The sequence below is a fragment of the Flavobacterium sp. CHNK8 genome, from assembly GCF_019774515.1.
GTDB classification, from domain to species: Bacteria; Bacteroidota; Bacteroidia; order Flavobacteriales; family Flavobacteriaceae; genus Flavobacterium; species Flavobacterium tiangeerense.
This window is the reverse complement of record NZ_CP081492.1, coordinates 3,384,627-3,404,144: the sequence shown is the minus strand read 5'-3', so window position 1 is coordinate 3,404,144 and position 19,518 is coordinate 3,384,627. Positions and strand designations below refer to the sequence as shown.

Sequence of the window (19,518 nt, the reverse complement as noted above, 5' to 3'; positions counted from 1 at the left end):
CTATTTTATTTATTTTTTTACAGAACTTAGAATGTCTCGAAGCATACCATTAAAATCGAATTCCGAATTCTCTTTTAAACCCATTCTAACAATCACAATATCCATTGATGGAATGATGGCTACCATTTGACCTTGAAAACCGCTACAGTAATACATATCCTTTGGCACATCAGGGAAAAATCCTCCAGCGTTCAGCCAAAATTGGCCACCATATCTGCCTCCAGAAGTATTTGTAGGTGTTGCGGTGTATTTTACCCAACTTTCATTAAAAATTTGTTCTCCGTTCCAGTTGCCTTTGTGTAAATAGAGCAAGCCGAACTTAGCCCAATCCCGAGTAGTTGCCCAACCGTATGAGGAGCCTACATAATTCCCCTTCATATCCGTTTCGATAACCATAGAATTCATTCCTATTTTATCTATTAAGTCTGTGTACCAAAAATCTAAATATTCTTGATGTGTTTTGAACTGCTTGCGCAAAATACCAGAAAGTAAATTCGTCGTTCCTGAGGAGTAATTCCAATAGGTATTGGGTTTATGTGCGGCCGGTTTCTCAAGTTGGGAACGTGTCATATCCTCTGCTTGAAAAAGCATATTGGTCGCATCACAAATAGTTGCATAATCTTCTACCCATTGTAAACCAGAATTCATATGTAGCAAATCGCTAGTTGTAATTTGTTTGCGTTCGTCTTTGGACCATTCCGCAATCGGTGCTGGTGCAGCAATGTCAAATTTTCTTTGCTTCTCTAAAACTCCAAACACCGCACTCGTAATACTTTTGGTCATGGACCAGCCTAAAATTCTACTGTTTTTAGTAAATCCAGTATCGTATTTTTCGGCAATAATTTTGTCTTTATAAATTACTAAAAGTGAACGCGTTCTCTTTTTTAATTCTCCTTTTGTATCAAAAGCATTGGCTACAGCCGCATTCAATTTGGCATAATTCACATTTGAAAAAACAGTATCCTGGGTTTCTTTATTTCCGTACGGGAATGGGATGGTATTGTTTGGAACAGTTCTTTTAGGAACCAAATACGGTTTGCTAACATCAAAATCATCGTTGATTAAAGTAGCGCCTAAACCTTCACGGTAAATGGCTTTTCGTTCCTTTAAGCCGTACACTGATGCGCTCGCCCATTTTCCTGCTTCATCAATTTGGTTCGTAGCCAAATCAATCATGTCGATATCATTGTCACCTTTCTCAATTAGGGACTGCTCACGATGGTCTAAAAAATGACCAGAGGCAATACTTTTGGCTGAAAAGCCAGAAATTAAATCCAGTTTTGGATAAGTTGTAAATCCAAAATAACAAATACCGACAAGCAAAGCAATGGCAGCAATTTTGATAATTTTTTTCATAAGTACTTCTTTATCCTGCAATTTATTAAAAACATTTCAATCTTTTTGATTTTTATAGCATATACCTGCAAACTAAATTACCTATTACGAGATAACAAGAAACTATGAAAAACTTAGCTTTCTTAATTTCAAAACGGTTTAATTTCAGTACTTTTGTAACTAGATTTTTTCTAAATAATTATGCTAGACATTCAAAAAATAAGAGCCGATTTTCCGATACTTACACAAAAAGTAAACGGAAAACCATTAGTCTATTTCGATAACGGAGCTACAACTCAAAAACCGCAAGTGGTGATTGATGCGATAGCGAAATACTACCAAGAAATCAATGCTAATATTCATCGTGGCGTACATACTTTGAGCCAATTAGCAACGGATGCTTACGAAGAATCCCGCAAGAAAATTCAAAATCACATCAATGCAAAATTTGCTCACGAAGTACTTTTTACCTCTGGGACCACACACGGTATTAATGCAGTAACCAATGGATTTGCTTCGATTTTAAAACCGGGTGATGAAATTTTAGTTTCGGCATTGGAACACCACAGCAATATTGTGCCTTGGCAAATGTTGTGCGAACGTACAGGAGCTATTTTACGTGTCATTCCTATGAATACCGATGGCGAGTTGATTATGGCAGAATACGACAAATTATTGTCGGATAAAACTAAGGTTGTAACGGTTAATCATATTTCGAATGCTCTTGGAACAATCAATCCTGTTAAATACATGATTGACAAGGCGCATGAAGTTGGTGCTGCAGTTTTAATAGATGGTGCGCAAGCTGTTCCGCATTTAAAACCTGATGTACAAGAACTAGATTGTGATTTCTATGTTTTTTCAGGACATAAATTGTGTGGGCCAACAGGTACTGGAATTTTATATGGTAAAGAAGAATGGTTGAATAAATTACCGCCTTATCAAGGTGGTGGTGAAATGATCAAAGAAGTGACTTTCGAAAAAACAACCTATGCAGAGCTACCTCATAAATTTGAAGCAGGAACTCCCAATATTGCTGGAGGAATCGCATTAGGAACCGCTGTTGATTATATGAACGAAGTAGGTTTTGACAACATTCAGCAGCAAGAAAAAGAATTGCTGGAGTATGGAACCCAACAATTATTAACCATTGAAGGATTAAAAATTTACGGTACAGCCAAAGAAAAAACATCTGTAATTTCATTTAATATTGATGGAATTCACCCGTACGATATTGGCACCATAATTGACAAATTAGGAATAGCGGTGCGCACAGGACACCATTGTGCACAACCGATAATGAATTTCTTTGAGATTCCGGGAACCATTAGAGCTTCCTTTGCGTTTTATAATACCAAAGAAGAAATCGACAGTTTAGTTGCCGCCGTAAAAAGAGCTCAAAATATGCTTGCTTAACGTTAAACAATAACTATATGAAAACAGTACTTGCTTTAGTCGCTACCGTGATTCTTGGATCTACTTGCAGTGATAAGAACCAATCCGATTTAGAAAATACAGTGATTGAATACTCAGCCAATACGAGAGGCTTTTATCAAAAAATTACCGTAGCCAACCATAAGGTAAGCATAAGCAAGGACCGTAATGGAACCGATAAACCAACTGCAACTGCTATTTCTGATGCTGACTGGGAGAAACTTGTAACAGATTTTCAAACTATTCAGCTTGATGATTTAGCAACGTTAAAAGCGCCTTCTGAAAAACGATTTCATGACGGAGCTGCCATTGCGAATCTAAAAATAGTTCATAAGGAAAAAACATATCAAAGCACATCATTTGATCATGGTACTCCACCAAAAGAAATTGAAAAATTAGTTAACAAAATCAATGCTTTGGTTGAAACCAACTAAAACACATTAAAATAAAACCAATGACGATAAAAGAAATACAAGACGAAATTGTGGACGAATTCTCCCTATTTGATGATTGGATGGAGCGTTACGAATACATTATTGAATTGGGTAAAAAACTACCTTTGATAAAGGAAGAATACAAAACAGAAAACAATATCATCAAAGGATGCCAGTCAAAAGTATGGCTGCAAGGAGAACAACAAGAAGACACTATTGTTTTTACGGCTGATAGTGATGCCATTTTAACCAAAGGAATTATCGCCATCTTGATTCGAGCATTTAGCAATCAAAAAGCAGCCGATATACTTTCTGCAGATATGGATTTTATTGATGAAATTGGCCTAAAAGAACATTTATCGCCAACTCGCGCTAACGGATTAGTTTCGATGATAAAAAATATCAAAATGTATGCTTTAGCTTTTGAGGCTAAAAACTAATTTTATACGATCAAATGAAAAAATTGCTTTTAATAGTACTGATAACAGTCTCAAATATTATTAACTCACAAACAGTTGGTCCGAAAGAATACTCAAAAATTAAATTTGTCTATGAACAAAAATCAAATTTTCTCCTTGAAAATGACAAAGTTTATGCAGACACTTTACTTTTCAAATATGAATATCCACAATTAAAATTTTCAAAAACAGTAAGTCCTCTTGACTCGACTAAAATTATTGGATTTATTGAATTCAAAAATTTTAGTAAAGAAGATAAAAAAAAGCTGCAAAGTAACATATATCACACTACGCATACCATAGAGGGCACTTATAATGTGAAAAAGAATCGAACGAACTTACATTTTAAACGAGGAAGTAAAAAAATGAGAGAAATTTTTACGAGATATTTTGGAGGAGGCTTTAGTGATTTTCAGTTTGACGTAGTTATTGATTACAACTCACGACAAATCAAAACTAACTATCCGAGTCAAAATTATACTGAATCCTTAGATTCAAAGTTGAGAAAAATTAACTTTATAAATAATGATAACTCTATCGGAACATATACATTTCAAACTAAAAATAGTAACTATACCAATGTGGTGACTCTAAATAAAGAGTACAATAATTTAATTACACCTAAAGAAGTATTTTCAAATAATGAGTTTGGAATTAGTGAAATCGTTTCACTACACGATACAACCAAATTACGATCAGTTATCTACGAAAAATAAAAAAACAAAAAACATGACACAAGAAATAGACACTAACGAATTAGGAGAAGCAATCGTAAAAAAATTAAAAACTATTTACGATCCAGAGATTCCTGTAGATATTTACGAACTAGGATTGATTTATGACGTAATGGTAAATACAGATTACGAAGTAAAAGTTCTTATGACACTTACCTCACCAAATTGTCCGGTTGCAGAAAGTTTACCAAAAGAGGTAGAGGACAAAATTAAATCTATCGAGCATGTAAAAGATGCCGAGGTTGAAATTACTTTTGACCCGCCTTGGAGCAAAGACTTAATGAGTGAAGAAGCTAAATTAGAATTAGGGATGCTATAATAAGTCGTAAAGTTGAAAGTCATAAAGTCTCAAAGTAAAAGGCCTTATGACTTTCGATATTCGATTGCAAGACTTCAAAAATGGAAGAAATAATCAATAAAGTTGCCAATAGTGTGCTCGAAGTTTTCGATCTCGAGGATTATTATCCAAAGGGAATACGCACTCAAATTGACATCTCACAATGGCTTGTTGAAGGATTTTTGTTAAGAGAAAAAGACTTTAGAGAAAGTCTTAAAAATCACAATTGGTCACAATACCAAGATCATTACGTAGTCATTAATTGCAGTACTGACGCAATTGTTCCAGCTTGGGCATCAATTTTAGTAGCAACGCATGTAGCGCCTTTTGCAAAAAAAACAATCAATGGAACTTTAGAAGATCTTGATGCTTCACTTTACGAAGAATTGCTGCCAAATATCGACTACTCTGTTTATCAAGACAAACCCGTTATCTTGAAAGGATGTTCAAAAAAACCAGTTCCAACTCGTGCTTATGTAATTGCAGTACAACATTTACAACAAGTAGCCCGAAGTATTATGTATGGTGAAGCTTGTTCAGCTGTGCCATTGTTTAAGACTGGTAAAAAAGAGTAACTCTTGTGTTTAACGTGAACAACCGCAAGACTTTTTTTTGATTTTTTGTCAAAAAAGGATTTGATTTTAATGCATCAAAAGCACTTGTTTTTAAATGCTTAATTTTGATTTACAATTTATCTTGTAGGCACATTTATCAGGTTTCAATTTTAAGAAAAAAACATCATCTGGCTATAAAACGAACATTTTTGTGTTGCTGGACTTGGGTGTATCCTACAATAGAATTGATTACTTAGAAATCTAAAAGTGCCATAAAGAAATCACCTTCTGAATTTAAAATATTCGGTTAAAGGATGTTTCTTGTTTTTCAACATTTCAGAAACGAGTTCCATTCCAATAACTGAGAAGGTGATGCCGTTTCCGCCAAATCCCAAAACAAAATACGCGCTAGGAAAATTGGGATGTTTGCCAATGTAGGGTAATCCGTCCTTGGTTTCGCCAAAAGTACCTGCCCAAACAAAATCCATTCTGAAATCATAATCAGGTAAAATTTTCTTCAGATATTTAGTCAGTTTAGCAGACTTTTCGTTGAGTAAGGAATCTCTTTTTGCAGCGTCTACAAAATCTTCATCTTCGCCGCCAATAAGTAATCGATTATCATCTGTGGTTCGCATATACATGTAAGGTTCTGCTGTGTTCCAAAACAGCGTGTCGTTAAGATGTGATTGATCGTCTTCAAAACGTTCGCCCACAATGGCATAAGTAGATAGTAATTTTACAAACTTGTCTTTAATAATTTCGGTACTTTCAAAACCGTTGCAGTAGAGTATCTTTTTAGCAGTAATAGTAGTGCCATGTTCTGTTAAAACGGTTACGCCATTTTGTGTGTAGGTAACTTTTTTAATGGCGGTTTTATCAAAAATCTGCAATCCTTTTTTATGATTGTACGCTAGAATATCATGCGCTAATTGGAAAGCATCTATACTCCCGCCTTGCTCAGACAAGATGCCGCCATGCGAATGTTTGATTTTAAATTTTTTTTCAATTTCTTCGGCTTCCAGCCATTTTACCGGCATTCCAATTTTTTTTCGTGCTTCGAATTCTTTTTTTAACCAGACAACATCTTTCTTTAAAGCGGCAAAATAAAGGGATTCTTTTTTCTTGAAACCACAATCTGATTTTACTTGTTGTACGATTTTCTTCAAATCATCAATTGATTTGTAACACGCCCAATAACTTTCAACGGCCGCTTTTTCGCCAATCAAATCAATAAGTTGGTATAACGGCACGTCAATCTCATATTGCAACATAGATGTCGTAGCCGATGTGCTTCCGTGACCAATTTCTCTGCGATCAATAAGCACGGTTTTGTAACCATCCGCTATACATTGATGCGCTATAAGACTGCCGGTTATTCCGCCTCCTACAACAAGAACTTCTGTGTCCAAATTTTCTCTTACTGAGGGATAGGAATTGATGATTCCATTTTTTACCAACCAAAAAGGTTCACTTGATTTTAGTTTCATGGCGTTTTAGCTTTTATCAAATGTAATGATATTGAGGATGCTACATTTATTTTTTAAAGTTATAATGTTACATAATTATAAGATGATTTCTGTTGTATTTTTTATGAAACGATTGTTTTTTGAATGCAAGTATGGGTTTCTGTACATGAAAAAGTAGAAAACAAAAAAACGCCGCAAAAAAACAATTTTGCGGCGTTCTATTTATGTTCAAAAAGTTTACTTTAAATGCTCTAGCATATCCACTGTCATGGTTGCTAAATCAAACTCATGATTCCAGTTCCAGTCTTCGCGAGCGCTGCTGTCATCAATACTAGCGGGCCAGCTGTCAGCAATTTTCTGACGGAAATCTGGTTCATAGGTAATTGTAAATTCAGGAATATGTTTCTGGATTTCGGCAGCAATTTCTGTTGGCGTAAAGCTCATTGCAGCCAAATTGTATGAGGAACGAATCTTAATTTCTTCTACAGGCGCTTGCATGATTTTAATGGTAGCCGCAATAGCATCATCCATATACATCATAGGCATTTTAGTTTCTGAAGATAAAAAACACTCGTATTTTTGATCGGCGAGTGCTTTGTGATAAATATCTACAGCATAATCTGTAGTTCCGCCACCAGGAGGCGATGACCAGCTGATTAAACCAGGATAACGAATGCTGCGTACATCTACACCAAAGATATTGTGGTAATACTCACACCATCTTTCGCCTGCTTGTTTACTGATACCATAAACCGTTGATGGCTCCATGATGGTGTATTGTGGTGTGTTTTCTTTCGGGGTTGTTGGTCCAAAAACTGCAATACTCGATGGCCAAAATATCTTTTTTATTTTTCCGGCTTTCGCCAAATTCAAAACATGAAATAGAGAGTTCATATTCAAGTCCCATGCAAATGCTGGATTTTTCTCGGCTGTTGCCGATAAAAGTGCTGCCATTAAATATACATCGGTAATTTGATGTACTTCAACTAAATGCTCAATCTGATTAAAATCTAACGCATTTACCACTTCAAAGGGCCCTGAATTTACGACATCAATATTTAATTTACGGATATCAGAGGCTATAACATTTTCTGTTCCGTAAATTGCGCGTAACTTTTGCGTAAGCTCAGTACCTATTTGGCCACAAGCGCCTATAATTAATATTTTTGTACTCATTTTTTTTAAGTTTTGTTAAGCAAAGATAACGTTTTCGAAAATATCAAAAAATTATTAGAATCTTTATAAAAACATATAAAAATTAGTAATGTGCTATTTCTTACTGCTAATTGTTTGTTTTTTTATTGCTAAAATACAATATATAGGTACTAGATTGTTATTCGATTTCTATAATTCATAATTGTAAATTTACTTTGTAACTTTGTACTTTAACTTATGTAAAAATGAAATACTCTTCCTTTGTGTTCCTCATGCTGGTTTTACTTGTAAGCTCTTGTAAAGATGAGGTTGATAACCGCGTTTTGGAAAACAAAAAAGAAGTTCAAAAACAAGAAGTGATCTTAAAAAACATTCAAAAAAATTGGAATTTTTATGACACACCTCTTACTGATGCTTCCGAGAAAAGTTTGTCTTCCTGGAATGAATTCCGACTTTTTCTTGATGAATTATCTCAAAAACCAAAAAATACAGCAAACGCCTATCAGCGGAAAGCCAAAGCGCTTTCTAAAAAAGCAATTGCGCTACAGGATAGAATTCCTTTTGAATTTGATAAACCTCAAATAAAAAGTAGAATTGCAACCCTAGTTACTAAGGTAAGAATGCTTGACTTATTTATACACCTGGATCAAATTCCAGATAAAAAAGTGGTTCTTTTGATAGCAGAAATAAATCTAGAATTAGTTTCGTTACAAAGACAAATGGATAAAATTGTAGAAAAAAGTAAGATCCCGCTAGAAGAAGGGGAATCTGAGCTTAGACGAATGCTAGATTCTACACGAGCAATTCCAAATACACCAATAATAGACCCAAATATACCCCGAGTTGAGTAAAACTGCCCTATACACGATCTATGATAATACGCCTCAAAACCTGCAAATTGTTGCGTGTTTACAGGATAACAACGCCGTAAAAATGCATTTGTCGGGACTCTTGGGTTCGGCAGTGTCATTTGTAATTCGCTCTATTTTCAAAAAAGCAGAGTTGCCTTTTTTAATTGTTTTAAACAATAAAGAAGAAGCGGCCTACTACTTGAATGATTTGGAACAGATTATTGGAGAGCAAGACGTACTTTTTTATCCTGGTTCCTTTCGTCGCCCGTATCAAATTGAGGAAACAGATAACGCTAATGTACTGCTTCGTGCTGAAGTATTGAATCGTATTAATTCTAGAAAAAAACCCGCCGTTATTGTCACGTATCCCGAGGCTTTATTTGAAAAAGTGGTTACCAGAAAAGAGCTGGATAAAAACACCTTAAAAGTGGCAATCAATGATAAAATTTCGATAGATTTCATTAACGAAGTTTTATTTGAATACGAGTTTAAAAGAGTAGATTTTATTACAGAGCCTGGAGAATTTTCGGTTCGTGGAGGAATCGTGGATGTATTTTCATTTTCAAATGACGATCCGTACCGAATTGAGTTTTTTGGGGACGAAGTAGAGAGTATTAGAACCTTCGATGTAGCAACACAATTGTCTATTGCAACTCAGAAAAAGATCACTATAATTCCAAATGTTGAAAACAAAGTTTTTCAGGAAAATAGAGAAAGTTTTTTAGATTATGTTTCAGAGAAAACGGTCATTTTTATTCAAAATACCGAAGATTTTTTAGCACAACTTGACAAGCAATTTGGGAAAGCTGAGGAAGCTTTTGCAAAATTATCACAGGAAATAAAACGCGCTTCACCAGAACAATTGTTTCTGAATCAAGCCGAATTTATAAAAAGAGCTTTGGATTTCTCGATCGTCGAATGGAGTTCGAAGGCCATCTTTAGAACCACCAAAAAATTTGAATATCACATAAAACCACAGCCGTCATTCAACAAACAATTTGATTTGTTGTTGAATAATTTAAATGAAAATCATTTCAATGGCTACAAAAATTATTTGTTTTGTTCGAATGATGCGCAAGCCAAGCGTTTTCATGATATTTTTGAAAGTTTAGACGAAGCCAATTCCGAAAACATTCGCAAGCAATACAATACTGTTGTGTTGCCGTTGTATCAAGGTTTTGTGGACGAAGAAAACCAAATCACGTGTTACACCGACCACCAAATTTTTGAACGCTATCATAAATTCAGCATCAAAAATGGCTATTCGAAAAAACAAAATATCACTTTAAAAGAACTCACGACACTTTCGGTTGGGGATTATGTTACGCACATTGACCACGGAATTGGACGCTTTGGAGGGTTGCAAAAAATACAAGTCGAAGGCAAAACACAAGAAGCGATCAAGCTCGTTTATGCCGATAATGATATTGTGTATGTGAGTATTCACTCGCTGCACAAAATTTCAAAATACAACGGAAAAGACGGTACGCCACCCAAAATATACAAATTGGGTTCGAATGCGTGGAAAATTTTAAAACAAAAAACTAAAGCACGTGTCAAGCATATTGCCTTCAATTTGATTCAGCTGTACGCCAAAAGAAGACTCGAAAAAGGATTTCAGTTTGCGCCCGACAGTTACTTGCAAAATGAATTAGAAAGTTCGTTCATTTACGAGGATACGCCAGACCAAACTAAATCAACGGCTGAGGTAAAAGCAGATATGGAGAGCGACCGTCCGATGGATCGCTTGGTTTGTGGAGACGTAGGTTTTGGTAAAACCGAAGTGGCTATTCGTGCGGCTTTCAAAGCAGTGGATAACAGCAAACAAGTTGCCATTTTGGTTCCCACAACCATTTTGGCTTACCAACATTACCGCACTTTTACCGAGCGATTGAAAGATATGCCCGTTTCAATAGGGTATTTAAACCGTTTTAGAACTGCCAAACAAAAGGCCGAAACACTAAAATTATTAGCCGAAGGTAAACTCGATATTGTGATAGGAACGCATCAATTAGTCAATAAAAATGTAGTTTTTAAAGACCTTGGTTTGTTGATTGTAGATGAGGAACAAAAATTTGGTGTAAACGTTAAAGACAAACTCAAAACCATTGCTGCTAATGTGGATACCTTAACACTAACAGCAACGCCTATTCCTAGAACCTTGCAGTTTTCATTGATGGCAGCCCGAGATTTATCGGTTATTACTACGCCTCCGCCCAATAGATATCCTATTGAAACTAATGTGGTTGGTTTTAGCGAAGAGACTATTCGGGATGCTATTTCGTATGAAATTCAGCGAAACGGACAGGTTTTCTTTATCAATAATCGAATAGAAAATATTAAGGAAGTAGCTGGAATGATTCAGCGTTTGGTTCCCAATGCTAGAGTAGGTATTGGTCACGGCCAAATGGATGGCAAAAAACTCGAAGAATTGATGTTGGCTTTCATGAACGGAGAATTTGATGTTTTAGTCGCAACAACCATTATCGAAAGCGGATTGGATGTTCCAAATGCAAACACGATTTTTATCAATAATGCCAATAATTTCGGACTGTCTGATTTGCATCAAATGCGTGGACGTGTAGGACGTAGCAACAAGAAAGCGTTCTGCTATTTTATCTGTCCGCCATATTCAAGTATGACCGAAGATGCTCGTAAACGTATTCAAGCCTTGGAACAATTTAGTGAATTAGGCAGTGGTTTCAATATCGCGATGAAAGATTTAGAGATTCGTGGAGCAGGAGATTTATTAGGCGGCGAGCAAAGCGGTTTCATCAACGAAATTGGTTTTGATACCTATCAAAAAATCATGAACGAGGCTATTGATGAGTTGAAGGAAAATGAATTCAAGGATTTGTATCCCGAGGAAAACAATTTAGAAACCAAAGAATACGTCAAAGAATTACAAATTGATACTGATTTTGAACTGTTGTTTTCAGATGAGTACATCAATAATGTAGCAGAGCGATTAAGTTTGTACAATGAGCTAGGCGATGTAAAAAATGAGGAAGAGCTTACTGTTTTTCAGGATAAATTAATTGACCGTTTTGGTCCAATGCCGCCACGTGCCAAAGCTTTGATGAACAGCATACGCATTAAGTGGATTGCTACACGGGTAGGAATTGAGAAGTTAGTGATGAAGCAAGGCAAAATGATTGGCTACTTTGTCTCAGATCAACAATCGGATTACTACCAATCCAAACGATTTATGCAAGTAGTGAATTTTGTTCAAAAAAATAGTGCTATTTGTAAAATGAAAGAAAAGCAAACTCCAGCAGGATTGCGTTTGCTATTAACTTTTGATGATGCTAAAACTACTCGCAGGTGCTTGGAATTGATGGAGATGTTGGGTGGGGAGTAAGATATTGTCAAAGCTTCCAGCCTTTTGAAGGCTGGAAGCTTTGTTTATTGTAGAATGTTCTTAATTCTTCAAATCCTTTATTACTTTAAAAGCAACATCAACTTGTTCTTCACTTACTAAAATAGTGAACTCGTTTGATGTCGAAATTACTTCGTTGATGATAATTCCTTCCCAAGCCAAACGTTGAAAAATGAAATAGTAAATTCCAGGAACTACAATATTTTCTTTGGGTAATTTTACAGTAATTGAGGCTAGATCATCTAGTTTTTGAATCAATTTTTCACTTGCAAAATGTTTGTCTACAAGATGATTGATGCTGTTGCTTACTACAATATTCGTTTCGTTTACCCCTCTGGATGAAGTGTAAAAAATGTCTGGCAATGCATTGATATCCGCAATTAAATCGGCTTGTTTGTTCAATATCGTTTCTGAGGCTGCAAAAGTATAGTCTGTCAAAGCTGATCGAACGGTGATTTCGCCAATATTTTTTATGACTTTATTGATCTTGTGGTTGAGTCTAAAATCCAGCTCCTCTGTTAATCTCTTCAATGCCATCACCACAGCACCTTGTTTCACTTCTTTACCAAATTCACTCTCCAACTCTGTCATTATATTTCTTGATAATGAAGTTAAATTGATGATGCCTAGTGATAATGCATTCAATAAAAAAGGTTTTGTTTTGATGTAATTTTCAACAATTGAAGAAACAGTTTTCATGATGGATTTTTTTAGTTGGTCGTTATTTTACACGTAGTTAGTGTGTAAATAGAGCGCAAAGATAAATAAAAAAACATTTTGTTACAAATATAACATCTAGAAAATATGTTTAAAAGTGATAGAACGCATCGATAAGGTGCTCAATCACAAAAGATTTATCCTCTTTATGAATGGCTATAATATCAAAACGAACTTCGAGGTCAAGATCATTTTGAGTGACAAAAGCATCTACAGCCTTTACTAAGAGTTGGATTTTTTTTGGTTTCACAAAATCCTGTGGTAAACCAAAATCCAAGGAAGATCTTGTTTTTACCTCGACCACAGCAAGTACACCTGCTTTTTGAGCAAGGATGTCAATTTCTGCTTTTTGAAACGTATAATTGGTTTGCAAAATAGTGTAGCCTTCCTTTTTGAGGAATTCAACAGCCATTTCTTCTCCAAGTTTACCAAGTTCGTTGTGTTCAGCCATTTAAAAATTTTGTTTCAAGTTTTTAATTTCTGCAACTAAAATTTATCAATGAAAAAAACATAATTCAGTGTACTGCAGACGTTCCCAAACTGCTTCTGTCAAGTCTCCCACTCCTGCGGAGGGGGTCGGGGGGAGGCTTTTTTTATTCAAATGTAAGTGTTCCGCCCTTTTCCTGCACATCTAGTGTGACCTTACTTCCCAAAATCAATGCTCTATTGTCTTGAATGTGCCCCGCCGGAAAATTGTACAATATTGGAATGGAGTATTTTTGTGTAACGTCTTCAATAATTTCGATCGCATTTTTTCCCCACGGAATATCGTTGTCTTTCATTTTAGTCATAGATCCTACCACAATTCCTTTGATACTTTCGAGGCAACCGTTGCGTTTTAAGTTCATCATCATACGGTCAATATGGTATAAATATTCATCTAAATCTTCGATAAATAAAATTTTATCAGAACAATCAATTGCAGATGTAGAGCCAAACAGACTGTACAAGATGGATAAATTTCCGCCAACTAATTGACCTGTTGCTTTTCCGAGTTTGTTTTTTGCAGTTGCGGCAACCTCATAAGATAACTTTTCTCCAAACAATGCCATACGTAATGATTCAACTGCTTGTGGAGTCGCTCTTGGTGCAGTGAGCGGCATGATAGCATGTAGGGATTGATAACCTAAAGTATTCAAATGACTGTGTAAAACGGTCACATCGCTAAAACCAACGATCCATTTTGGATTATTTTTAAAATTTGTAAAATCTAGTAAATCGACCATTCGAACCGTGCCATAGCCGCCTTTCACACACCAAATTGCTTTAATATTAGGATTGTCCAGTTGCGCTTGAAAATCGGCTGCGCGTTGCTCGTCTGTGCCAGCGAGTTGGTTGTTGTCTAATCCAATCGTTTTTCCAATGATTACCTCAAGGCCCCAACTGTGTAGCAAGTCAATTGCTGGCTTTAAGTTATCATCAATATTTTTTCTGGCTGTTGCTACAAGGGCAATTGTATCTCCTTTTTGTAAATAAGGTGGTGTTATCATAGTGGGTTGTGATTGACAAGGTAATGTTCGAAAAACAAAAATAAACAATAGTACCCAATAAAAAATGGGATTATAAATGTTGTGTGTATTGGTATACTGTTTCATCAAATTAAGCAACACGGTTTTGATTTCAAAGATAGTCATTTAAGAAAGAATACGAAATTCGATACAAATCACTATTTTTATCCTGAATTAATTGATTTTAATTATGTTGTACTTTAAAGTTACGTTTTACAAAACCCTATTAGCACTCGTTTTTTTGTTGGGTTGGAGTTCAGTTGGGAATGCTCAGTCCAAAAAATACATTATTCATACTGTAGCTTTTTATAATTTCGAAAATTTATTCGACACCATAAACGACCCAGACACTTATGATGAGGAGTGGACACCTAAGGGCACCCAGAAATGGACGTTCGATAAATATCAAAAAAAACTTAGTAATCTAGCTCGTGTGCTAGCCGAAATTGGTTCTTCAGAAAATCCAGATTCACCCACATTCATTGGTGGATGCGAAATAGAAAACCGTGCTGTACTAGAAGACCTTGTGAAAGAACCAAAAATCATTGATAAAGATTACGGAATCATACATTTTGATTCGCCCGATAAAAGAGGAATCGATGTAGCCTTATTGTATCAAAAAAAGAAATTCCAACCTACTAGCTTTAGCAATATCCCTTTATATCTTTATAAAAAAGGAAACTCACAAACTGAAGAGGTTCTCGAAAAAACTGAGGATATAACAGATGATAAACCTCAAGTAAACACTAAAAATTATAGAGTATATACTAGAGACCAACTTTTAGTAACTGGTTTTCTAGAGGGTGAGGAAGTCCATATTATTTTGAACCACTGGCCATCGCGTTCTGGAGGTGAAAAAAAATCAAGCCCGTATCGCGAGGCAGCAGGCTTATTGAACAGAAAAATAATTGATTCTTTGCAGCGCATTAATCCTGAAGCAAAAATCATCACCATGGGCGATCTCAATGATGGACCTTATAATAAAAGCGTAAAAATAGGGCTTGGCGCCAAAGCCAAAAAAGACTCCGTACCACAATTTGGGATTTACAACCCCTTCGAAGAAATGGCTCAGAAAGGTTTAGGTACCATTGCGCACCGAGATGCCTGGGATATTTTTGATCAAATAATGCTTTCCGAAACTTTAATTCGTTCCGATTTCTCCAGCTATCGTTTCTGGAAAGCAGGTATTTACAACAAGTCTTTTTTGATACAAAGCAGTGGGCAATACAAAGGATATCCGTTGCGTCATTCAGTATCCGAAATTGGTTTCAGCGATCACTTTCCCGTTTATATTTATTTAATCAAACAAAAATAAGGCTAAGCTACCTTCGTTTTTTTGTCAAAAATTAGTCGCTTGATTCATTTAAAATCTTAGTACCTTAGTGGCTTAGTAACTTTGAAACTCATACTAAAATGGCAATCGCAAAACCTTTCAACCTCAATGCATGGATTAATGAGAACCGTCATCTTCTTAAACCGCCCGTGGGGAACAAAAATTTATATACAGAGTCTGGTGATTATATCGTTATGATTGTTGCCGGTCCAAACGCCCGCAAAGACTACCATTACAATGAAACCGAAGAACTATTTTACCAACTCGAAGGTTCTATAAAAGTAATTATTCAAGAAGATGGAGAGCGCAAGGAAATGGAATTGCATCCTGGCGACATGTATCTTAATCCAGCCAAAACGCCTCATTCGCCTGTGCGTTCCGAGGGTTCTATTGGGCTTGTCATAGAAAGGAAAAGAGCAGGACAAGGATTTACAGATGGCCTGCTGTGGTTTTGTGATTCGTGCAACCACAAACTTCATGAAGTCTATTTTGAACTGCATAATATCGAAAAAGATTTTTTGCCGCATTTCAAGCATTTCTATAATTCCGAAACATTACGCACTTGTAATTCGTGTGGCACAGTCATGCAGGCCGATCCAAAATTTATAAACAAAGACTAGTTTATCTAGGAGCTATTCCCGTCATCCGCTGTATCTTTTATTCCTGCAAAGGCAGTCATAAAAGGATGCCGCTACTACCGGGGCTAGAAAATAGTACATCAAATAGACGATATGTTTTTTCATTTTGAAATTTCAATCACGGCACAAACTCAAATACGGCGGTGTTTTCACATACAAATTTATAGATTCAATTAAGTAAAATTGCAGTTTCACACTGTTGTATTTCAAGTCAAATCAATATATTTGTAAAAAAATATAACAATATTTAATAAAAAAGTTACAATGATAACAATAGCAGATCAATTCGGAATGAAAGAAGCATTGGCGCAATTGGGCGTACAACCCATAAACGAAGGAACGTCAACAGGAATAAATCATTTTTCAAACGGTGAAATTCTAGAAAGTCATTCACCAGTAGATGGCCAGCTGATAGCTTCGGTAAAAACAACAACCGCTGCCGATTATGAAAAAGTAATGCAGACTGCTACTGAGGCATTCAAGACTTTTAAAACAATGCCAGCGCCACAACGCGGTGAAATTGTACGCCAGTTTGGTGAAAAATTACGTAAAAATAAAGAAGCTTTAGGCAAGTTAGTTTCCTATGAAATGGGGAAATCATTGCAAGAAGGATATGGAGAAGTTCAAGAAATGATTGATATCTGTGATTTTGCAGTAGGATTATCTCGTCAATTACACGGTTTAACCATGCACTCTGAACGTCCTGGACATAGAATGTATGAACAATACCATCCTATGGGAGTTGTGGGAATCATTTCGGCATTTAACTTTCCAGTAGCAGTTTGGGCTTGGAACACAGCATTAGCATGGATTTGCGGCGATGTTTGCGTTTGGAAACCTTCTGAAAAAACACCTCTTTGTGGTATTGCTTGCCAAAATATTATTGCCGAAGTAATTAGAGAAAACAACCTTCCTGAAGGAATTTCTTGTTTGATCAACGGAGATTATAAAGTAGGCGAAATGATGACTAACGACAAACGCGTTCCGTTAATTTCTGCAACTGGTTCTACTCGTATGGGGAAAATTGTAGCGCAAGCGGTTGCTGCTCGCCTTGGAAAATCATTGTTAGAACTAGGTGGAAATAATGCCATCATTGTAACTCCAGATGCGGATATAAAAATGACAGTTATTGGTGCTGTATTTGGTGCGGTAGGAACAGCAGGACAACGTTGTACTTCAACACGTAGATTGATCATTCACGAAAGTATTTATGATACGGTAAAAGATGCCATGGTATCGGCTTACAAGCAATTGCGTATTGGTAATCCATTAGATGAAAACAACCATGTTGGGCCATTAATTGATACTCATGCTGTAGAAATGTATAATAAAGCATTAGAAAAAGTAGTTGCCGAAGGTGGAAAAATTCTTGTAGAAGGCGGAGTACTTTCTGGTGAAGGATTTGAAAGTGGTTGTTATGTAAAACCTGCTATTGCTGAGGCTGATAACACTTTTGAAATTGTACAACACGAAACTTTTGCACCTGTATTGTACTTATTAAAATATTCAGGAACGGTAGAGAATGCCATTGCAATTCAAAACGGAGTGGCACAAGGATTGTCATCGGCAATTATGACCAACAATTTGCGTGAAGCAGAATTATTCTTATCAGTAACGGGTTCTGATTGTGGTATAGCAAACGTAAACATTGGAACTTCAGGAGCTGAAATTGGAGGTGCTTTTGGTGGTGAAAAAGAAACTGGTGGCGGTCGTGAGTCTGGCTCTGATGCTTGGAAAGTGTATATGAGAAGACAAACCAATACCATCAATTACACTACGAGTTTACCCTTAGCGCAAGGAATCAAATTTGATTTGTAATCGAATAAATAGAAATACTAAAAAAGGCAATTTGAAATTTCAAATTGCCTTTTTTTTATTTTAAAATAGTTTTGTTTTACAAATTGAAAGAAGCGCCTACATTAAAAGTAAACTGATTGTTTAATTTGTCAAAACCGATAGGATTCGTTTTGTAGCTAGCAATAGGAATTCCAGCTTCGGTAAAAATTCCGAAACCTTCAGTAAAGAAATAACGGAAACCCAAGTGAGCACCAAAATTGCGCAAACCTAAATCAAGACCAGGATAGATATCCATTTTTGGGTCTAGTTCAAATACATTTCCTAAATTAGCGTTAAACCTTCCTTTTACGTCAATTCTATCTCCAAATTCTGGTTTGCTTCCCAGCGCATCATTCGACACAGATAATAAATAAGAAGACGCAATCCCGAAAGACATGTTTTCACCCAAACCAAAATCTGTTGCAACTCTTATTCCTGAACCTCCATTTTGAATTGTTGCACCAAGGTCAAATTTCACATCTCCAGCCCCTTTAAAAGCTTGAGCTTGTGATAGTCCAACCGTTAATAGCAACGCTAGTGTAATAATCTTTTTCATACTTATTTTTTTTTAATGGTGTAAAAGTACTGCAATAATAATTAATTTCTTCCTTTTTCGTCAAAATACAATTGATGTAAAGGCTCACTTTGCCAGAACTCTTTAGTATCCACATCCAAAATTGTTAATGAGCCTTTGAAGGCAGCACCAGTATCTATATTCCAAACATTTGCTTTTTGTACGGGTGTTGTTTCTCCTATACGAGTCACGGGTGTATGTCCAATGTATATTTCTTCATACAATGTAAAACGTTTGGGATAAAAAGGGTGATCCGTTTTCATTCTGTCATCCAGCGCTAGCGCTGTTTCCCACAAGGTTCTATCCCAGTAAAACTGTCCCGGAAAATATTCAAAATTAACTCCGTTTATATTTGTGAAACCAGCATGAACATACAAGCGTCTTTTATCATCAAGATGGTAATTTTCTAATGATTTTAAAAAAGCAATGTGTTTTTGTTTTGTAACTACACTTACAAGTTCATAGGCGTTTACGGTCGCTTCGCCGCCATGTTTATACCATAATAGATTGTCTTTACTCTCATCAAGCCATTCTAGTAACAAATCATCGTGATTGCCACGTATACAAACACAATTTTGTTTTGTTTGTAAATCTATAATAAAATCCAGTACCTGAGGAGATTGACTCCATCCGTCAACATAGTCACCCAAAAAAATAAGGGTGTCGTTTGTAGTGACTTTGGCTCTTTCCATAATTTGATGTAGAGCTCTTAAACCACCATGGATGTCGCCTATTACAAGTGTCCTCATGTACTTATTGTTTTTTTTAGTATTGC

Annotated in this window: 19 protein-coding genes; 11 read left to right on the top strand and 8 right to left on the bottom strand. The window is 35.9% G+C overall.

The window, feature by feature from the left end; translation table 11 throughout:
* Positions 1 to 9: 9 nt before the first annotated feature.
* Entirely contained in the window at positions 10 to 1,356 is a 1,347-nt protein-coding gene (locus K5V07_RS14830) for a serine hydrolase (RefSeq protein ID WP_221918091.1), read from the bottom strand.
* A gap of 180 nt (positions 1,357 to 1,536) precedes the next feature.
* Here K5V07_RS14830 and K5V07_RS14825 point away from each other — a divergent pair, with 180 nt between their 5' ends.
* The 6 genes from K5V07_RS14825 (at position 1,537) to K5V07_RS14800 (ending at position 5,307) form a co-directional block, all read left to right on the top strand.
* Positions 1,537 to 2,751, top strand: a complete 1,215-nt coding sequence (locus K5V07_RS14825; RefSeq protein ID WP_182649482.1) for an aminotransferase class V-fold PLP-dependent enzyme — start codon at positions 1,537 to 1,539, stop codon at positions 2,749 to 2,751.
* Positions 2,752 to 2,768: 17 nt separating this feature from the next.
* Positions 2,769 to 3,203: a hypothetical protein gene (locus K5V07_RS14820; protein ID WP_221918090.1), complete on the top strand. Its 435-nt coding sequence runs from the start codon at positions 2,769 to 2,771 to the stop codon at positions 3,201 to 3,203.
* Positions 3,204 to 3,223: 20 nt separating this feature from the next.
* On the top strand, positions 3,224 to 3,643 hold the full coding sequence (locus K5V07_RS14815) for a SufE family protein (protein ID WP_144890140.1): 420 nt from the start codon (positions 3,224 to 3,226) through the stop codon (positions 3,641 to 3,643).
* Positions 3,644 to 3,657: 14 nt separating this feature from the next.
* The gene (locus tag K5V07_RS14810) at positions 3,658 to 4,377 is read left to right on the top strand and encodes a hypothetical protein (RefSeq protein WP_221918089.1); all 720 of its coding nucleotides are present in this window, start codon (positions 3,658 to 3,660) and stop codon (positions 4,375 to 4,377) included.
* A gap of 13 nt (positions 4,378 to 4,390) precedes the next feature.
* Positions 4,391 to 4,714, top strand: a complete 324-nt coding sequence (locus K5V07_RS14805; RefSeq protein WP_086455167.1) for an SUF system Fe-S cluster assembly protein — start codon at positions 4,391 to 4,393, stop codon at positions 4,712 to 4,714.
* 80 nt (positions 4,715 to 4,794) lie between these two features.
* Positions 4,795 to 5,307, top strand: a complete 513-nt coding sequence (locus K5V07_RS14800; RefSeq protein WP_221918088.1) for a DUF2480 family protein — start codon at positions 4,795 to 4,797, stop codon at positions 5,305 to 5,307.
* Between the two features lie 260 nt (positions 5,308 to 5,567).
* On the opposite strand, the gene K5V07_RS14795 is transcribed toward K5V07_RS14800, so the two are convergent.
* Positions 5,568 to 6,773, bottom strand: coding sequence for an FAD-binding oxidoreductase (locus K5V07_RS14795; protein ID WP_221918087.1), 1,206 nt, complete (start codon positions 6,771 to 6,773; stop codon positions 5,568 to 5,570).
* A 216-nt stretch (positions 6,774 to 6,989) separates the two neighbouring features.
* A complete protein-coding gene (locus K5V07_RS14790) occupies positions 6,990 to 7,928 on the bottom strand; it encodes an L-threonine 3-dehydrogenase (protein WP_221918086.1) in 939 nt (312 codons plus the stop codon).
* Between the two features lie 224 nt (positions 7,929 to 8,152).
* Between K5V07_RS14790 and K5V07_RS14785 the strand changes: the two genes are divergently transcribed.
* Positions 8,153 to 8,758: a hypothetical protein gene (locus tag K5V07_RS14785; RefSeq protein ID WP_086454412.1), complete on the top strand. Its 606-nt coding sequence runs from the start codon at positions 8,153 to 8,155 to the stop codon at positions 8,756 to 8,758.
* A complete protein-coding gene (mfd, locus tag K5V07_RS14780) occupies positions 8,751 to 12,119 on the top strand; it encodes a transcription-repair coupling factor (RefSeq protein WP_221918085.1) in 3,369 nt (1,122 codons plus the stop codon). Before K5V07_RS14785 ends, mfd begins: the two co-directional genes overlap by 8 nt.
* A gap of 60 nt (positions 12,120 to 12,179) precedes the next feature.
* On the opposite strand, the gene K5V07_RS14775 is transcribed toward mfd, so the two are convergent.
* The 3 genes from K5V07_RS14775 to K5V07_RS14765 all read right to left on the bottom strand — a co-directional run bounded on the left by K5V07_RS14775 (position 12,180) and on the right by K5V07_RS14765 (position 14,344).
* Positions 12,180 to 12,836: an aspartate kinase gene (locus tag K5V07_RS14775; RefSeq protein WP_221918084.1), complete on the bottom strand. Its 657-nt coding sequence runs from the start codon at positions 12,834 to 12,836 to the stop codon at positions 12,180 to 12,182.
* Positions 12,837 to 12,945: 109 nt separating this feature from the next.
* Positions 12,946 to 13,305 carry a YraN family protein gene (locus tag K5V07_RS14770; protein WP_221918083.1) on the bottom strand — a complete coding sequence of 120 codons (360 nt, stop codon included), beginning with the start codon at positions 13,303 to 13,305 and terminating at the stop codon, positions 12,946 to 12,948.
* 142 nt (positions 13,306 to 13,447) lie between these two features.
* Positions 13,448 to 14,344 (bottom strand): LD-carboxypeptidase, encoded by an 897-nt coding sequence (locus K5V07_RS14765; protein ID WP_221918082.1) that lies wholly within the window; start codon positions 14,342 to 14,344, stop codon positions 13,448 to 13,450.
* Positions 14,345 to 14,552: 208 nt separating this feature from the next.
* On the opposite strand from K5V07_RS14765, the gene K5V07_RS14760 reads away from it, so the two are divergent.
* From K5V07_RS14760 to K5V07_RS14750, 3 genes are all read left to right on the top strand, one after another.
* Positions 14,553 to 15,677, top strand: a complete 1,125-nt coding sequence (locus tag K5V07_RS14760) for an endonuclease/exonuclease/phosphatase family protein (protein ID WP_221918081.1) — start codon at positions 14,553 to 14,555, stop codon at positions 15,675 to 15,677.
* 98 nt (positions 15,678 to 15,775) lie between these two features.
* Entirely contained in the window at positions 15,776 to 16,315 is a 540-nt protein-coding gene (locus K5V07_RS14755) for a 3-hydroxyanthranilate 3,4-dioxygenase (protein WP_221918080.1), read from the top strand.
* Between the two features lie 282 nt (positions 16,316 to 16,597).
* Positions 16,598 to 18,151 carry an aldehyde dehydrogenase family protein gene (locus tag K5V07_RS14750; protein ID WP_221918079.1) on the top strand — a complete coding sequence of 518 codons (1,554 nt, stop codon included), beginning with the start codon at positions 16,598 to 16,600 and terminating at the stop codon, positions 18,149 to 18,151.
* A gap of 76 nt (positions 18,152 to 18,227) precedes the next feature.
* Here K5V07_RS14750 and K5V07_RS14745 read toward each other — a convergent pair whose 3' ends face one another.
* Both K5V07_RS14745 and K5V07_RS14740 read right to left on the bottom strand, forming a co-directional pair.
* Positions 18,228 to 18,725, bottom strand: a complete 498-nt coding sequence (locus K5V07_RS14745; RefSeq protein WP_182649455.1) for a DUF6646 family protein — start codon at positions 18,723 to 18,725, stop codon at positions 18,228 to 18,230.
* A gap of 41 nt (positions 18,726 to 18,766) precedes the next feature.
* Positions 18,767 to 19,492 (bottom strand): metallophosphoesterase, encoded by a 726-nt coding sequence (locus tag K5V07_RS14740; RefSeq protein ID WP_221918078.1) that lies wholly within the window; start codon positions 19,490 to 19,492, stop codon positions 18,767 to 18,769.
* Positions 19,493 to 19,518: the final 26 nt, after the last annotated feature.

What these genes read in the sequence shown, in the direction of transcription:
- K5V07_RS14795 (WP_221918087.1), bottom strand. Translation starts at nt 6,773, where the DNA reads ATGAAACTAAAATCAAGTGAACCTTTTTGGTTGGTAAAAAATGGAATC.
- K5V07_RS14800 (WP_221918088.1), top strand. Translation starts at nt 4,795, where the DNA reads ATGGAAGAAATAATCAATAAAGTTGCCAATAGTGTGCTCGAAGTTTTC.
- K5V07_RS14750 (WP_221918079.1), top strand. Translation starts at nt 16,598, where the DNA reads ATGATAACAATAGCAGATCAATTCGGAATGAAAGAAGCATTGGCGCAA.
- K5V07_RS14760 (WP_221918081.1), top strand. Translation starts at nt 14,553, where the DNA reads ATGTTGTACTTTAAAGTTACGTTTTACAAAACCCTATTAGCACTCGTT.
- K5V07_RS14815 (WP_144890140.1), top strand. Translation starts at nt 3,224, where the DNA reads ATGACGATAAAAGAAATACAAGACGAAATTGTGGACGAATTCTCCCTA.
- K5V07_RS14785 (WP_086454412.1), top strand. Translation starts at nt 8,153, where the DNA reads ATGAAATACTCTTCCTTTGTGTTCCTCATGCTGGTTTTACTTGTAAGC.
- K5V07_RS14740 (WP_221918078.1), bottom strand. Translation starts at nt 19,492, where the DNA reads ATGAGGACACTTGTAATAGGCGACATCCATGGTGGTTTAAGAGCTCTA.
- K5V07_RS14805 (WP_086455167.1), top strand. Translation starts at nt 4,391, where the DNA reads ATGACACAAGAAATAGACACTAACGAATTAGGAGAAGCAATCGTAAAA.
- K5V07_RS14755 (WP_221918080.1), top strand. Translation starts at nt 15,776, where the DNA reads ATGGCAATCGCAAAACCTTTCAACCTCAATGCATGGATTAATGAGAAC.
- K5V07_RS14775 (WP_221918084.1), bottom strand. Translation starts at nt 12,836, where the DNA reads ATGAAAACTGTTTCTTCAATTGTTGAAAATTACATCAAAACAAAACCT.
- K5V07_RS14765 (WP_221918082.1), bottom strand. Translation starts at nt 14,344, where the DNA reads ATGATAACACCACCTTATTTACAAAAAGGAGATACAATTGCCCTTGTA.
- K5V07_RS14825 (WP_182649482.1), top strand. Translation starts at nt 1,537, where the DNA reads ATGCTAGACATTCAAAAAATAAGAGCCGATTTTCCGATACTTACACAA.
- K5V07_RS14790 (WP_221918086.1), bottom strand. Translation starts at nt 7,928, where the DNA reads ATGAGTACAAAAATATTAATTATAGGCGCTTGTGGCCAAATAGGTACT.
- K5V07_RS14820 (WP_221918090.1), top strand. Translation starts at nt 2,769, where the DNA reads ATGAAAACAGTACTTGCTTTAGTCGCTACCGTGATTCTTGGATCTACT.
- K5V07_RS14810 (WP_221918089.1), top strand. Translation starts at nt 3,658, where the DNA reads ATGAAAAAATTGCTTTTAATAGTACTGATAACAGTCTCAAATATTATT.
- K5V07_RS14745 (WP_182649455.1), bottom strand. Translation starts at nt 18,725, where the DNA reads ATGAAAAAGATTATTACACTAGCGTTGCTATTAACGGTTGGACTATCA.
- K5V07_RS14830 (WP_221918091.1), bottom strand. Translation starts at nt 1,356, where the DNA reads ATGAAAAAAATTATCAAAATTGCTGCCATTGCTTTGCTTGTCGGTATT.
- K5V07_RS14770 (WP_221918083.1), bottom strand. Translation starts at nt 13,305, where the DNA reads ATGGCTGAACACAACGAACTTGGTAAACTTGGAGAAGAAATGGCTGTT.